The organism is Micromonospora sp. ZG13, from assembly GCF_059359355.1.
On record NZ_JCADBQ010000004.1, the window covers coordinates 453,327 to 468,773 of the forward strand.

At 73.5% G+C, this 15,447-nt stretch carries 12 protein-coding genes; 7 read left to right on the forward strand and 5 right to left on the reverse strand.

Features of this window, described 5'->3' with window-relative positions:
- The first annotated feature begins 8 nt into the window (after positions 1-8).
- From AC5L34_RS12550 to AC5L34_RS12565, 4 genes are all read left to right on the forward strand, one after another.
- On the forward strand, positions 9-974 hold the full coding sequence (locus AC5L34_RS12550; protein WP_089001332.1) for a carbohydrate ABC transporter permease: 966 nt from the start codon (positions 9-11) through the stop codon (positions 972-974).
- Positions 975-985: 11 nt separating this feature from the next.
- A complete protein-coding gene (locus AC5L34_RS12555; RefSeq protein ID WP_089001331.1) occupies positions 986-1,828 on the forward strand; it encodes a carbohydrate ABC transporter permease in 843 nt (280 codons plus the stop codon).
- The gene (locus AC5L34_RS12560; protein WP_494824960.1) at positions 1,825-3,258 is read left to right on the forward strand and encodes a GH1 family beta-glucosidase; all 1,434 of its coding nucleotides are present in this window, start codon (positions 1,825-1,827) and stop codon (positions 3,256-3,258) included. The genes AC5L34_RS12555 and AC5L34_RS12560 overlap by 4 nt, the downstream gene beginning before the upstream one ends.
- An 85-nt stretch (positions 3,259-3,343) precedes the next feature.
- On the forward strand, positions 3,344-4,390 hold the full coding sequence (locus tag AC5L34_RS12565; RefSeq protein WP_089001329.1) for a LacI family DNA-binding transcriptional regulator: 1,047 nt from the start codon (positions 3,344-3,346) through the stop codon (positions 4,388-4,390).
- Positions 4,391-4,548: 158 nt separating this feature from the next.
- Here the strand turns inward: AC5L34_RS12565 and AC5L34_RS12570 are convergent, their stop codons facing one another.
- Positions 4,549-5,763, reverse strand: a complete 1,215-nt coding sequence (locus AC5L34_RS12570; protein ID WP_441175184.1) for an acyl-CoA dehydrogenase family protein — start codon at positions 5,761-5,763, stop codon at positions 4,549-4,551.
- Positions 5,763-6,848 carry a phosphotransferase family protein gene (locus AC5L34_RS12575; protein ID WP_441175183.1) on the reverse strand — a complete coding sequence of 362 codons (1,086 nt, stop codon included), beginning with the start codon at positions 6,846-6,848 and terminating at the stop codon, positions 5,763-5,765. Before AC5L34_RS12575 ends, AC5L34_RS12570 begins: the two co-directional genes overlap by 1 nt.
- 151 nt (positions 6,849-6,999) lie before the next feature.
- On the opposite strand from AC5L34_RS12575, the gene AC5L34_RS12580 reads away from it, so the two are divergent.
- On the forward strand, positions 7,000-7,704 hold the full coding sequence (locus tag AC5L34_RS12580; protein WP_441175182.1) for an ACT domain-containing protein: 705 nt from the start codon (positions 7,000-7,002) through the stop codon (positions 7,702-7,704).
- A gap of 123 nt (positions 7,705-7,827) precedes the next feature.
- Entirely contained in the window at positions 7,828-8,889 is a 1,062-nt protein-coding gene (locus tag AC5L34_RS12585; protein WP_441175181.1) for a GNAT family N-acetyltransferase, read from the forward strand.
- Between the two features lie 21 nt (positions 8,890-8,910).
- Here the strand turns inward: AC5L34_RS12585 and AC5L34_RS12590 are convergent, their stop codons facing one another.
- From AC5L34_RS12590 to AC5L34_RS12600, 3 genes are all read right to left on the reverse strand, one after another.
- Positions 8,911-9,306 (reverse strand): VOC family protein, encoded by a 396-nt coding sequence (locus AC5L34_RS12590; RefSeq protein WP_441175180.1) that lies wholly within the window; start codon positions 9,304-9,306, stop codon positions 8,911-8,913.
- 71 nt (positions 9,307-9,377) lie between these two features.
- Complete coding sequence (locus tag AC5L34_RS12595; RefSeq protein WP_441175179.1) at positions 9,378-10,943, reverse strand: aldehyde dehydrogenase family protein; 1,566 nt, start codon at positions 10,941-10,943, stop codon at positions 9,378-9,380.
- A gap of 334 nt (positions 10,944-11,277) precedes the next feature.
- Positions 11,278-12,066: an LPXTG cell wall anchor domain-containing protein gene (locus tag AC5L34_RS12600; RefSeq protein WP_494824963.1), complete on the reverse strand. Its 789-nt coding sequence runs from the start codon at positions 12,064-12,066 to the stop codon at positions 11,278-11,280.
- A 399-nt stretch (positions 12,067-12,465) separates the two neighbouring features.
- Here AC5L34_RS12600 and AC5L34_RS12605 point away from each other — a divergent pair, with 399 nt between their 5' ends.
- The gene (locus AC5L34_RS12605) at positions 12,466-15,402 is read left to right on the forward strand and encodes a glycoside hydrolase family 9 protein (protein ID WP_494824965.1); all 2,937 of its coding nucleotides are present in this window, start codon (positions 12,466-12,468) and stop codon (positions 15,400-15,402) included.
- Positions 15,403-15,447: the final 45 nt, after the last annotated feature.

Below are 15,447 nucleotides of genomic sequence, written 5' to 3' on the forward strand. Positions count from 1 at the left end.
GGACCCCCATGAGCCTCTCGGCCACGACGGCGCCGCCGTCACCCGCCGCACCGCCACCCCGCCCGCCCGCGCGGCGCCGGTCGCACTCGCTGACCCGGCTGGACCTGAAGTACTCGCCGTACCTCTACATCGCGCCGTTCTTCGTGGTCTTCGGCATCTTCGGGCTCTACCCGATGCTGCGGACCGCCTGGATGTCCCTGCACGACTGGAACCTGATCGGCGACCACAGCTTCATCGGGTTCGACAACTACGTCGCCCTGGTCAAGGACGAGTACTTCTGGAACGCCACGCTCAACACGTTCGGCATCTTCCTGCTGTCGACCATCCCGCAACTGCTGCTCGCCCTGTTCCTGGCGAACCTGCTCAACCGCACCTTCCTGCGCGCGCGCACGTTCTTCCGGATGGCGATCTTCATGCCGAACGTGGTCTCGGTGGCCGCCGTGGCGATCGTCTTCGGCATGCTCTTCCAGCGCGACTTCGGCGTCATCAACTGGCTGCTGAGCTTCGTCGGGATCGACGCGATCGACTGGGACGCCGAGCGCTGGAGTTCCTGGACCGCCATCGCCTCGATGGTCAACTGGCGGTGGACCGGCTACAACACCCTGATCCTGCTCGCGGGCATGCAGGCCATCCCGCGCGACCTGTACGAGGCGGCGGCGCTCGACGGCGCCAGCCAGTGGAAGCAGTTCTGGCGGATCACCCTGCCGATGCTCACGCCGACCTTCGTCTTCGTGGTGATCCTCTCCACCATCGGCGGGCTCCAGCTCTTCACCGAGCCGCTCGTCTTCGCCAACGGCAACATCATCGGCGGCGACCAGCGCGAGTTCCAGACCCTGGCCATGTACATGTACGAGCTGGGCATCGAGAACCTCAACACGGCCGGCTACGGCGCGGCGGTCGCCTGGGCGATGTTCCTGATGATCGCCCTCGTCTCGGGGATCAACTTCCTGCTCGTCCGCCGCACGGTGAAGTGAGGAACGCCCAGATGAACTCGGCATCCCGGCGCCTGTGGCGCACCAGCCCGCTGACCTACGTCGCGCTCGTCCTGGCGACGCTCTTCTCGATCTACCCGTTCTACTACATGGTGGTCATCGCCACCCGCAGCCTGGACTCGATCAACGACGTCCCGCCGCCGGTCGCGCCCGCCGGGTCGTTCGGCGACAACTTCGGCCGCGTGCTCGACAACGAGGCGGCGAACTTCCTCACCGGCCTGCTCAACTCGGTGATCGTCTCCGGCATCGTGACCGTCTCCGTGGTGATCACCGGCTCGCTGGCCGGCTTCGCCTTCGCGAAGCTGCGTTTCCGGGGCCGCAACGCCCTGCTGCTGACGATCATCGTCACCATGATGATCCCGACGCAGCTCGGGCTCATCCCGCTGTGGGGCATGATCCAGGACCTGAACTGGTTCGACACCCTCTACGCGGTGACGGTGCCGTTCCTGGTCAGCGCGTTCGGCGTGTTCATGATGCGGCAGTACGCCACCCAGGCCATCTCCGACGAGCTGATCGAGGCGGGCCGGGTGGACGGGGCGAGCACGTTCCGGATCTACTGGAACATCGTGCTGCCCGCGCTGCGCCCGGCCGCCGCCGTACTCGGCCTGCTCACGTTCATGGAGACCTGGAACTCGTTCCTGTGGCCGTACGCGGTGCTCACCTCCGAGAACCCGACCCTGCAGGTCTCGTTGGCCTTCCTGTCGTACGCCTACTACACCGACTACTCGCAGGTGTTCGCCGCCACGGCGGTCGGCACTCTACCGTTGGTGATCGTGTTCATCGTGTTCGGCCGCCAGATCGTCGGCGGCATCATGGAAGGTGCCGTCAAGTCGTGAGCAACCCCGCCAGCCCGCCCGCCGTCGGCGTCGTCGACGACCGTCCGCCGCTGACCTTCCCGCCCGGCTTCCTCTGGGGCGCGGCCACCGCCGCGTACCAGATCGAGGGCGCGGCGGCCGAGGGCGGCCGGACCCCGTCGATCTGGGACACCTTCAGCCACACCCCCGGCCGCGTGGTCGAGGGGCACACCGGCGACGTGGCCTGCGACCACTACCACCGGATGGGCTCCGACGTCGCGCTGATGGCGGAGCTGGGGCTCAGGTCGTACCGGTTCTCGGTCTCCTGGCCCCGGGTCCAGCCCGGCGGCACCGGCCCGGCCAACGCCGAGGGGCTCGACTTCTACCGGCGGCTCGTCGACGAGCTGCTGGGGCACGGGATCGAGCCGTGGCTCACCCTCTACCACTGGGACCTGCCGCAGCCGCTGGAGGACGCCGGCGGCTGGCCGGCCCGGGACACCGCCGCGCGCTTCGCCGACTACGCCACGCTGGTCGCCGACGCGCTCGGCGACCGGGTGCGCTACTGGACCACGCTCAACGAGCCGTGGTGCTCGGCGTTCCTCGGCTACGGCTCGGGCGTGCACGCGCCGGGCCGCTCGGACGGCGCCGACGCGGTGCGCGCCGGGCACCACCTGATGCTCGGGCACGGCCTCGCCGTGCAGGCGCTGCGCGCGGCCCGGCCGAGCGCCGAGGTGGGGGTGACGGTCAACCTCTACCCGGTCACCCCGGCCAGCGACGCGCCCGCCGACGCCGACGCCGCGCGGCGCATCGACGGGCTGGCCAACCGCTTCTTCCTGGACCCGCTGCTGCGCGGGTCCTACCCGGCCGACCTGATGGCCGACCTCGCCGGGGTCACCGACTTCGGGCACGTGCGCGACGGCGACCTGGCGACCATCTCCACCCCGCTGGACGTGGTCGGCGTCAACTACTACAGCCGCCACGTCGTCGCCGCGCCGGTGCCCGACGCCGAGCCGGAGCCGTACTGGCGGGCGCCGTCGTGCTGGCCGGGCAGCGAGGACGTCCGCTTCGTCACCCGGGGCGTGCCGGTCACCGACATGAACTGGGAGATCGACGCCCCCGGCCTGGTGGAAACGCTGCGCCGGGTGCACGAGGAGTACACCGACCTGCCGCTCTACGTCACCGAGAACGGCTCCGCCTTCGTCGACGAGGTGGTCGACGGGCGGGTCGAGGACGCCGACCGGCTGGCGTACTTCGACGCCCACCTGCGCGCCGCGCACGAGGCGATCGAGGCCGGGGTGCCCCTGCGCGGGTACTTCGCCTGGTCGTTGATGGATAATTTCGAGTGGGCCTGGGGCTACACCAAGCGGTTCGGGATGGTCCACGTCGACTACGACACCCAGGTGCGCATCCCCAAGTCCAGCGCCAGGTGGTACGCCGAGGTGATCCGACGCAACGGTCTGGCCGCACAATAGGCCAGGGCCAGTCATCAACGGGCGGCCCCGGCGCCATCCCGCAGGGGGTGGCGCCGGGGCCGGTCCGCCGTCGGAGGAGCAGACAATGACAACGCAGCGCACCCGGTCGCTCGGGCGCCCGACCCTCGACGCCGTCGCCGCCCGCGCCGGCGTCGGTCGCGGGACGGTCTCCCGGGTGGTCAACGGCTCGCCGCAGGTGAGCCCCGAGGCGCGCGCCGCGGTGCAGCAGGCCATCGCCGAGCTGGGGTACGTGCCGAACCGGGCCGCCCGCGCACTGGTCACCCAGCGCACCGACTCGATCGCCCTGGTGGTCTCCGAATCCGGCGACCGGGTCTTCACCGAGCCGTTCTTCGCCGGCATCGTCCGGGGCGTCAGCTCGGGGCTGCTGGAGACCCCGTTGCAGCTCTGGCTGGCCATGGTGCAGTCGCCGATCGAGCGGGAGCGGGTCGAGCACCACCTGACCAACCAGCACGTCGACGGCGTCCTGCTGCTGTCGCTGCACGACTCCGACCCGCTGCCCACCCTGCTGGAGGAGCGCGGCCTGCCCACCGTGCTCGGCGGCCGTCCGGCCCGGATGCTGCAACCCGGCGCGCAGCCGGCGTACTACGTCGACGTGGACAACGTCGGCGGCGCCCGGCGCGCGGTGGAACACCTGGCCGGCCGGGGGCGGCGGCGCATCGCCACCATCGCCGGCCCGCAGGACATGGGCGCCGGCCTGGGCCGACTGACCGGCTACAAGGAGGCGGTCAAGGCCGCCGGGCGCGGTGTCGACCCCGCCCTGATCGCGTACGGCGACTTCAGCGAGGGCAGCGGGGCGGCCGGGATGCGTCGGCTGCTGGAGGCCTGCCCCGACCTCGACGCCGTCTTCGTCGCCTCCGACCTGATGGCGTTCGGGGCGCTGCGCGCGCTGCGCGAGGCGGGCCGGCGGGTGCCGGAGGACGTCGCGGTGGTCGGCTTCGACGACGCCCCGATCGCCCGGCAGGCCGAGCCGCCGCTGACCACGGTGTTCCAGCCGGTGGAGGAGATGGGCCGGCAGATGGCCCGCCTGCTGGTCTCCCGCATCCGCGGCGACGAGCTCCCGTCCCCCCACATCCTCCTCGACACCCAGCTCATAGAACGAGCCTCCGCCTGACCCGCCCCACCTCGACCCACCCACCCACCTCCGGGTTGATCATGAAGTGGTTGCCCTCGACATCGGCGTGTCGCGACGACAACTTCATGATCAACAGGCTGAGGCGGGCGGGGGAGGGGGCGGCGGGCCGGCTCGCGTGTGGGGCGGTGTCTGGGGGGTCAGTCCGACCAGCGGCGTAGTTCGCGTTTGGCCAGCGAGGAGCGGTGGACCTCGTCGGGGCCGTCGGCCAGGCGCAGGGTGCGTGACTGCGCCCAGAGAGCGGCGAGCGGGGTGTCCTGGCTGACGCCGGCGCCGCCGTACGCCTGGATGGCCTTGTCGATCACCCACTCGGCCATGGCGGGAGTGGCGATCTTGATGGCCTGGATCTCGGTGTGCGCGCCCTTGTTGCCGACCGTGTCCATCAGCCAGGCGGTCTTGAGCACCAGCAACCGGGCCTGCTCGATGCGCACCCGCGACTCGGCGATCCACTCGCGCACCACGCCCTGCTCGGCGAGCGGCCGGCCGAACGCGACCCGGTCGAGGGCCCGCCGGCAGAGCAGCTCCAGGGCCCGCTCCGCCATGCCGATCAGCCGCATGCAGTGGTGGATGCGGCCGGGGCCGAGGCGGGCCTGGGCGATCGCGAAGCCGGTGCCCTCCGCCCCGACCAGGTTCTCCACCGGTACGCGGACGTCGGTGAAGTCGATCTCGGCGTGGCCGCCGTGCGAGGCGTCGCTGTAGCCGAACACCGTCATGCCCCGCCGCACGGCGACGCCGGGGGTGTCCCGGGGCACCAGGATCATGCTCTGCTGGCGGTGCCGGTCGGCCTGCGGGTCGGTCTTGCCCATCACGATGAAGATCTCGCAGCGCGGATCCATCGCCCCGGACGACCACCACTTGCGCCCGTCGACCACGTAGTGGTCGCCGTCGCGGGTGATCCGGGTCGCGATGTTGGTCGCGTCCGAGGACGCCACCTCCGGCTCGGTCATGCAGAAGGCGGAGCGGATCTCGCCCTCCAGCAGTGGCCGCAGCCAGCGCTCCTGCTGCTCCGGCGAGCCGAACTCGGCGAGCAGCTCCATGTTGCCCGTGTCCGGTGCGGCGCAGTTGAGCGCCTCCGGGGCCAGGTGCGGGCTGCGCCCGGTCAGCTCGGCCAGCGGGGCGTACTGGAGGTTGGTCAGGCCGGCGCCGTGGCGCGGATCGGGCAGGAAGAGGTTCCACAGGCCGCGCTTGCGCGCCTCGGTCTTGAGCTCGGCCATCACCGGGGGCCGGGCCCACGGGTCGCCGGCGGCGGCCACCTGCGCGGCGTGCACCGGCTCCGAGGGGTAGACGTGCTGCTCCAGGAAGTCCGTCAGCTCGGCCCGCAGCTGCTCCGTGCGGGCGTCGTACGCGAAGTCCATCACCGCTCCCTGGCGGCGGTCAGCCCGTGTTCGACCAGCGGTGCCACCATGTCGCCGATCCGGTCGAAGCCCCCGCCGAGCGTCTGCCCGAGCGTGTGCCGGTAGTGGATGCCCTCGCAGATCACCGCGAGCTTGAAGCAGCCGAGCGCGACGTGCCAGTGCAGCGGCCCGACGTCGACGTCGCCGCGCCCCGCGTACCGGGCGATCAGTTCCGCGCCGGTGGGGAACCCGGCGCGCGGGCCGAGCCCGTCGGCGACCGGGTTGCCGGCGGCCGAGTCGCTGCCGCCGAGCACGTCCCAGTAGGTCAGCAGCAGCCCGAGGTCGGCCAGCGGGTCGCCGAGGGTGGCCATCTCCCAGTCGAGCACGGCCCGTACGGCCACCGGGTCGACGGTGGCGAGCAGGTTGTCCAGCCGGTAGTCGCCGTGCACGATCCGACCGGCGTTGGCGCCCTCCGGCGCGGTGCCGGCGAGCAGGTCCCGCAGCTCCTCGATGCCGGGCAGGGGCCGGCTGCGGGACCGGTCGAGCTGGCCGGCCCAGCGGCGTACCTGCCGCGCGAGGTAGCCCTCCGGCCGGCCGAAGTCGGCCAGCCCGACCGAGGCGGGCTCGACCGCGTGCAGCGCGGCGAGGGTGTCCATCATCGCCAGCGCCAGCTCCCGCCGCTGCTCGGCGGTGAGCGGATCGGTCTGGGCACGGGTGCGGAACACCTCGCCGTGCACCCGTTCCATCAGGTAGAAGGGCGCGCCGATGACCTCGGCGTCCTCGCAGAGCAGCAGCGCGGCGGGCACCGGCACGTCGGTCGGCGCCAGCGCGGAGATCACCCGGTACTCCCGGGCCATGTCGTGCGCGGTGGCCAGCACGTGCCCGAGCGGCGGGCGGCGCAGCACCACCTCGCGCTCGCCGATCGCCAGCAGGTAGGTCAGGTTGGACTTGCCGCCCGCGATCAGCCGGGCCCGCAACGGGCCGTCGGCCAGCTCGGGCCGGTGCAGGGCCAGGTGATCGGCGAGCCGGTCGAGATCCAGCCCTCGGGGGGAGGCGGGGGCGGGCACGCTGCCCGGCCCGTGCGCGTCGACGGCCGGCTCGGTCATCCGATTAGTTGATGGCAGCTCCGCCATTCTGTCAAGGTCGGGATTTGACCCTCGGGACATGCCGCTGCAACAGGGGCGAAACGGCCACCCACCAGGCTGGGGCCCAGCCTGCCGGCCAGCGGTGCCGGCCCGCCCAGCGGAGGGTTCAGACATGTTGCTGCGAGTTCGGGTCACCCTGCCGGACCGTCCGGGCACGCTCGGTCAGGTGGCGCGCACCATGGGCGTGTCCGGTGCGGACATCGTCCAGGTGGTCGTCCTGGAACGGCTCGGCGGGCGGGCGGTGGACGACTTCACCGTGGTCTGGCCGGGCGCGGCGCGGGTCGAGCGGCTGCTCGCCGGCCTGGCGGCGATCCCCGGCGTCCGGGTGGACGGGGTGTGGCGGGCGATCGGCGCGCCCACCACCTCCGGGCAGGACGCCGAACTGCTGGCCCAGGTCGCGGCCAACCCGGTCGACGGCGTCGCCACGCTGGTCGACGCCGTTCCCGGGCTGCTCGCCGCCGACTGGGCGGTGGCCGCGGTGGTGCCGGTGGACTGGGCCTCCCGGACCGGCGCCGCGGGGGAGGCGACCGTCGGCTACGCGAGCTGGCGCGCCCCCGTACCGCCGCCGCTGCCGGAGGTGACCCCGCTGCGCGCCCGGGCGATCAGCGTCGCGGCCGGCCCGCACGTCGCGGTCGCGCCGTTCGGCCGGGCGGGCCTGGTGCTGGTGGCCGCCCGCGAGTGCGCCGGGACGCCGGCCGCGGCGGCTTTCCACGCCACGGAGGTGGACCGGCTGGCGCAGCTCGTGCGGGCCGCCGCGGTGATCCTCGGCGACCGGCTCGACCTGGTCGGGGCGCCGCCGGTGGCCGCGAGGCCCTGAGCCGGGCCGGCCGGCGGCGGTCGGTGTGGCGCAGGTCGCCGCGCCGGGACCGGAGCCGTCACCCGGGGGCAACCGGCCCGCAACAGCGACCGGCGAGCCTCGTACGGGGGAAGGGAGCGAACCATGACGCTGTGGCGGATCCGGGCGACCGTGGACGACCGGCCGGGCTACCTGTCGGTGCTGACGGCGAGCCTGGCGTTGCGAGGGGTCAACATCCTCGCCGTGCAGGTGCACACCACCGAGCGGGGCGCCGTCGACGACTTCCTGGTCGACGCGCCCGACTCGCTCGACGAGGCCGGCCTCGTCGCCGCCGTGCACCGGGGGCGGGGGCGGGACTGCTGGGTGGCACGCAGCGAGGCGCGCGGGCTCGCCGACCAGCCGACCCGGGCGCTCGGCCTGGCCACCCGGCTGGTGCGGGACCCGGACGCGACCGGCGAGGCGCTGCGCGCCCTGCTCGGCGCGGACGCGGTCGCCTGGCGGCCCGCGTCGACCGGCTCCGGCGGCGGGCTCGCCGAGACCACGATGCTGCTGGACGACCCGACCGGCGGGTCGTTCGCGCTGCGCCGCGCCGTGCCGGGCTTCACCCCGGCTGAGTACGCCCGCGCCCAGGCCCTGGTCGAGCTGTCGGCGGCCGTCGCGCGCCGGGCCGCCGAGCAGGTCACCCTGGTGCTGCCCGACGGCGCCGAGGCGGCCGTACGACCCGCGACCGTCGACGACCTGCCCGGCGTCGTCGAGTTGCACGAGGGCTGCTCGGCGCGCAGCCGGCACCGCCGCTACCTGGGCGGTGCGGCGGCTCCCTCGCCGGCCCGGCTGCGCCGGCTGCTGGAGCCGGCCCGGGGCGTGACCCTGCTCGCCACTGCCGGCGACGCCGGCGCGACCGGGTCGGTGGTGGCGATGGCGAACCTGCTCGCCGAGGGCGACGAGGCCGAGGCGGCGCTGCTGGTGCGCGACGACTGGCAGCGGCGGGGCCTCGGCTCGGCCCTGCTGCGCCGGCTGGTCCGGCACGCCGAGCAGGCCGGCCACGCGGCCCTGGTGCTGCACGTCCACGCGGAGAACGCGCCGATGCTGCGCACCGTGCGGCGGCTCGACCGGCCGGCTGCGGCCGAGCGGGACGGCGCGCTGGTCAGCCTCACCGTCCCGCTCACCGCGGGCGTGCCCTCGGTCAACGGGAGGGGCCCCTGCTGACGCGGCGGGCGCGCGGAGGCGTCACGTCGCGGGTGCGCGCGTCCCCTGCACGCAGAACCGGTTGCCCTCCGGGTCGGCGAGCACCACGTACGGCGGCTCGGTCGGGTGCGGGTCGGTCGGGTAGTGCCGCCAGTCGACCGGGCGCGCGCCCAGCGCCACGAGCCGCGCCACCTCCTCGTCGAGGTCCCGGTCGCCGGCGTCGATGTCGAGGTGGATCCGGGGGAACTCCTCGGCCGGGCTCTCGCTGACGTCCATGGCGATGGCGGTGCCCGGCACGCCGGGCGGCGGCTCCAGCACGATCCAGTCGTCGCCGGCGTACCGGGGCGGGCGGTGGTGGTAGCCGAGCGCGGCTGACCAGAAGGCCGCCGCCCGCTGCGGGTCGGACACTCCCAGGGAGAGCTGCGCGATGATCGACATCACTCGACGGTACGCGACCGTGGTGTCGGCCGGGCCCCCTGCGGCGTGCCCAGGGGGCCCTTGCTCACATCTCAGGTGGCGGGGTAGCTGCTGTAGTCGGGGAAGTTGCCGTAGAGCCGGCCGTCGCCGCCCTGGGTGACGGCCTGCACCAGCAGGTCGCCGCCGACGAAGGCGCCCTTCCAGGACGCGCCCCGGCCGCCGAACGGCTCGTCGCGGTCGCCCCGTGAGCGCGGCTTGTTGATGCCCACCTTGAACGCCTGGAGGTCGACCGCGAGCTTGCCGGCCAGCTCCTCGTCGTCGCAGGCCAGCGAGGCGACCAGCGCGCCGTTCGAGGCGTTCATCGCGGCCAGCAGTTCGTCGGTGGTGTCCACCACGACGATCGTGTCGACGGGGCCGAACGGCTCGGCGTGCATCAGCCGGGACCGCCCGGGCGGAGCCAGCAGCACCGACGGGGCCACGTACGCGGAGGTGTCCTGCCCGTCGAGGAACGGCGCGCCGTGCAGCTTGCCCCGGTGCAGCGGCACGGCGCCGCCGCGTACCGCCTCGTCGACCTTGCGGCGCAGCTCGTCGGCCTTTGCGCCGCTGATCAGCGGGCCGAAGTCCAGCTCGGGCAGCGGGTCACCGGCGGCCCAGTCGTCGCCGACGGCGAGCGGGTGTCCGAACCGGACGGAGCGCACCACGGGCAGATACATGTCGAGGAACTCGTCGACGAGGTCCCGCTGCACCACGAAGCGCGGGTACGCGGTGCAGCGCTGCTTGCCGTACTCGAAGCCCTTCTTCAGGTGCCCGGCGAGCAGGTCCCACTGCGAGAAGTTCCAGATGCCCCACGCGTTGAGGCCCTCCTGCTCGATGAAGTGCCGCTTGTCGGAGTCGAGCAGCGCGGCGGCGACCTTGCCGCCGTTGGAGCGCCCGCCGACGAACGCCACCGCGCCGATCTCCGGCGCCCGTACGAGCACCTCGGACAGCTCCTCGCCGCCGCCGGAGACCAGGGTGGCGGGCAGCCCGGCCCGGCGCATCAGCGCGTGCGCGACGGTGAGGCAGACCGCCCCGCCCTGCGACGGGGTCTTCGCGATCACCGCGTTGCCGGCGAGCAGCTGCACCAGCTCGGCGTGCACGAGCACGCTCATCGGGTAGTTCCACGAGGCGATGTTGCTGACCGGTCCGGGCAGCGGCTCCCGGCCGTCGGCGAGCATCCGGTCGATCTCGCCGACGTACCACCGGACGCCGTCGAGCGCCCGGTCCACGTCGGCGCAGGCCAGCCGCCACGGCTTGCCGATCTCCCAGACCAGCAGCATGGCGAGCAGGTCGCGGTGGGCGGTGAGGGCGTCCAGGGCGTCGCTGACCCGGGCCTTGCGCTCGGCGAGCGGGGTGTCGGCCCAGGCGCGGTGCGCGGCGGCGGCGTGCGCGACCGCGGTACGGGCGGTGTCGGCGTCGAGGCGGGCCAGGTTGACCAGCACGGTGTTGTCCACCGGCGTGCGGACCGGGCTGGGCGAGCCCACGGCGTGCCAGTCGCCGCGTACGAGGTTGTGCAGCGTGGTGACGCCGTCGACCGGGGAGCCGAACGCCTCCGGTGCGGCGGCCACGGCGCGGGCGAGGGTGTCGGACCAGGCGGTGCCGTCGGCGAGTCGTAGAGCCATCGCGATCTCCTCAGGGTTGACCGGGGGAGCGGCGGCGTCGATGGCACCGCTGGTGAGGCGTACTGTCGCGCGCCGGAAAGCGGCGCGGCAACAGTACGTTCGTATGCCGGAACGCCGGCCCCGCGTCCCGCCGGTCCCGCCGCACGTTTCCGGACGCCGTCCGGTGGCCTGGCCTGGACATACGTCGTCAACCCATCGACGTAATTAGATTATGTGATGCACGTCCGGTGGTCGCGGGAGGCCCGCTGGGCGTCCGGGTGGGGGGCGTCCGGGGCGGAGACGAGGACCGGCCGCCGGACGAGGTGTCCGGCGGCCGGTTCGGCGCTGGGTGGGGTCAGCTCGTGAAGGTGATGTCGTCGCGACGACGGCGCAGCATCAGCAGCGCGCCGCCGCCGATGAGGGCGAGACCGCCCAGCGCGATGCTGGTCGTCGCCACGCCCGTCAGCGGCAGGCCGCCCTCACCGCCGCCGCTGCCACCGGGGCTCGCGGTCGGCGAGGCGGTGGCCGGCGTCGACGGCGAGGCCGGGTCCGAGGGCGACGGCGACTCCGACGGCGGGGCGGACGCGCTCGGGGAGGCCGACTCCGACGGGGACTCCGACGGCTGCGGCGACTCCGAGGTGGTCGGCGACGGGCTCGGGCTCGGCGACTGCGACGGCGCGGTGCCCCCGCAGGTGTGGCTCAGGTTGAACTTGCCGGCGGTGCCGGTGATGACGGCGCTGCCGTCCAGCAGGGTCCAGCCGGCCGGGGTGAAGAGGTAGGCGTGGATCAGCCGGCCCTCGTTCTTCCCCGCCGGGTAGAGGGCGTCGGGGTAGGCGTCGTCGGCGTCCGGCACGGTGACGGTGACCTCGCCCGTGCCGGTCCCGAAGGTCAGGGTCAGGCTCTCGAAGCCGCCCGAGGCCTTGCCGCCGGGCAGGACGAAGTGCCAGCCGTCGTGGTCCGCCGGGCGGTCCGCGAACCGCGGGTCGGCGCAGTCCCGCGTGGAGAAGCCGCCGGCCGTCTCGTCCCGGTGGTCCGGGTTGATCGCGATGGTGCTCGACGCCCAGGCCGGGGTGGCGAGGGTGAGGCAGGCGGTGGCGGCTGCGGTGGAAACGGCCGCGCGCACCACGCGCCGACGGTGTGCCATGAGGATTCCTCCGGAATTGATCGAGGGGACGGCCCATGATCGCACGATGAGTGACGGTCCCGGGCATCGGGCGATCGGCCTGAGCTGCCGATACGCGTCACCTCTCTTCTCGGCGGCAGGAGAATCCGTGACTCTCGGTGGGCGTGTCGCTGTAACGCTTTCGGTCCCGCGGGCGCTCCGGCGGCACCGGATCACCCCGTCCGACGCGGCGACGCTTCCCAAATCGTCCGCGCCCGCCTTACATTGTCGTCTATCCATGGGAGCGCTCCCGGCGACCGTGGTCGTACCGCACCCACCCTGCCCGTGCCACCCACCACCTCGTCGCCACGCGGACCCGCACCGCCCGCAGCGCCGCCCCCGACGGTGCCCGACGGGCGACACCACCGACAGGAGCACCTGATGCGCCATCCGAGCTCTCCACGCCCGCCGGGCGCCCCGCCCCGGTCGCGCCGCCTGCTGGCCGCCGGCACCGCCCTCGTAGCCGGCCTCGCCCTCGCCGTCACCGGCCCGGCGCCCGCGTCCGCCGTGGACGCCACGCGAACCGCCGCGACCGCCGGCACCACCACGACACGGACCGCACCCGCCGCGGCCGGCGCGTTCAACTACGCCGAGGCGTTGCAGAAGTCGCTCTACTTCTACGAGGCGCAGCAGTCCGGCCCGCTGCCGGCCTGGAACCGGGTCTCCTGGCGCGGCGACTCCGCGCTCACCGACGGCGCCGACGTCGGGGTGGACCTCACCGGCGGCTGGTACGACGCCGGCGACCACGTGAAGTTCGGCTTCCCGATGGCGTTCAGCGCCACCATGCTCGCCTGGGGCGCGGTCGAGTACCGCGACGGCTACGTGGCCAGCGGCCAACTGCCGCACCTGCTCAACAACCTGCGCTTCGTCAACGACTACTTCGTCAAGGCGCACCCCGCGCCGAACGTCCTCTACGGGCAGGTCGGCAAGGGCGACGACGACCACAAGTGGTGGGGCCCGGCCGAGGTGATGCCCATGGCGCGGCCCGCGTACAAGATCGACGCGAGCTGCGGCGGCGCGGACCTGGCCGGCGAGACGGCGGCGGCGATGGCCGCGTCGTCGATGGTCTTCCGGCCCACCGACGCCGCCTACGCCGACCGGCTGCTCGGGCACGCGAAGCAGCTGCACACCTTCGCCGACACGGTGCGGAAGAACTACCACGAGTGCATCACCGACGCGACCAGCTTCTACCGCTCCTGGAGCGGCTGGCAGGACGAGCTGGTCTGGTCCGCCATCTGGCTGTACCGGGCCACCGGCGACGCCGCCTACCTCGCCAAGGCCGAGAGCGAGTACGACAGGCTCGGCACCGAGAACCAGAGCACCACCCGCTCCTACAAGTGGACCATCGCCTGGGACAACAAGCAGTTCGGGGCGTACGTGCTGCTGGCCAACCTGACCGGCAAGCAGAAGTACGTCGACGACGCCAACCGCTGGCTCGACTACTGGACCGTCGGCGTCAACGGGCAGCGGGTGCCGTACTCGCCCGGCGGGATGGCGGTGCTCGACTCGTGGGGCGCCCTGCGCTACGCCGCGAACACCGCCTTCGCCGCCCTCGTCTACAGCGACAAGACCACCGACGCCACCCGCAAGGCCCGCTACCACGACTTCGCCGTCCGGCAGATCGACTACGCGCTCGGCGACAACCCGCGCGCCTCCAGCTACGTCATCGGCTTCGGGGCCAACCCGCCGAAGAACCCGCACCACCGCACCGCGCACGGCTCCTGGTGGGACAGCCAGACCGTGCCCGCCGAGACGCGGCACACCCTCTACGGCGCGCTCGTCGGCGGCCCGTCGGCGGCCAACGACGCGTACACCGACAACCGGTCGGACTACGTGATGAACGAGGTCGCCACCGACTACAACGCCGGCTTCACCTCCGCGCTGGCCCGGCTCACCCGGGAGTACGGCGGCACCCCGCTCGCCGGCTTCCCCCGCGCCGAGACGCCCGACATCGACGAGCTGACCGTCGAGACCACGGTCATGCAGGCCGAGCCGCGCGCCACCGGCCTCAAGGCCATCGTCTACAACAAGTCCGCGTTCCCGGCCCGCGCCCTGACCGACGGGAAGTTCCGCTACTACTTCCGTCCCGACGGCACCGGCCCGGTCACCGTCACCCCCGGCTACACCCAGGGCTGCCCGTCGCCGTCCAGCGCCAGGCAGTTCTCCGGTGACGTCTGGTACGTCGAGGTGGACTGCACCGGGCACACCATCGCGCCCGCCGGGCAGTCGCAGCACCGGATGGAGGTGCAGTTCAAGATCGGCGTACCCGAGGGCGGCACCTGGGACCCGACGAACGACCCGTCGTACCAGGCGACGGCGGGACCGAACCGGAAGGTCACGCTCCACTCCGGCGCCACCCGCATCTGGGGCGAGGAGCCCGGGCCGGCCACCCCGGACACCACCGCGCCGACCGCCCCCGGTACCCCCGTCGCCTCGGCGGTCACCGCGACCGGGCTGACCCTCACCTGGCCCGCGTCCACCGACGCCGGCGGCAGCGGGCTGGCCGGCTACGAGGTCACGCAGGCGCAGGTGGGCAGCGACGCGCTCGTCCTGCTCAACTCGGCCACCAACACCCTGGCCGTGACCCGGCTGCTGCCCGAGCGGACGTACCGGTTCACGGTGCGGGCCCGCGACGGCGCCGGCAACCGCTCGACCGCCTCGCCGGTGGCGGAGGTGACCACGCCGGACGCCCCGGCCCCCGACACCGTCGCGCCGACGCGCCCCGGCACGCCGACCGCCTCGGCGGTCACCGCCACCGGGCTCACCCTGAGCTGGGCGGCGTCGACCGACAACGTCGGCGTCACCGGCTACCGCGTCTACCGCGAAGCCGGCGCGACCGACGCGCTGGTCGGCTCGCCCACCGGCACCACGCTGGCCGTGACCGGGCTGACCGCCGCCACGGCGTACCAGTTCTTCGTGGTGGCCGTGGACGCGGCCGGCAACGTCTCGGCGGCGTCCGCGCCGCTCGCCGTCACCACCGCCGACCCGCCCGCGTCCGGCGGCTGCGCCGTGACCTGGACGGCCAGCACCTGGGACACCGGCTTCACCGCGAACGTCACCCTCACCAACACCGGCACGACGACGATCGACGGCTGGACGCTAGCCTTCACCTTCCCCAGCGCCGGCCAGAAGGTGGGCCAGGGCTGGTCGGCGACCTGGACCCAGACCGGCACCGCGGTCACCGCCACCAACATCTCCTACAACGGCAGGCTCGCGCCGGGGGCGTCGACGAGCTTCGGCTTCAACGGCACCCACACCGGCTCGAACCCCAAGCCCGCCGCGTTCACCCTCAACGGCACGCCCTGCACGGTCTCCTGACGCACCACCCCTCCGGTGGCGCGGACGCATCGCCGTCCGCGCCAC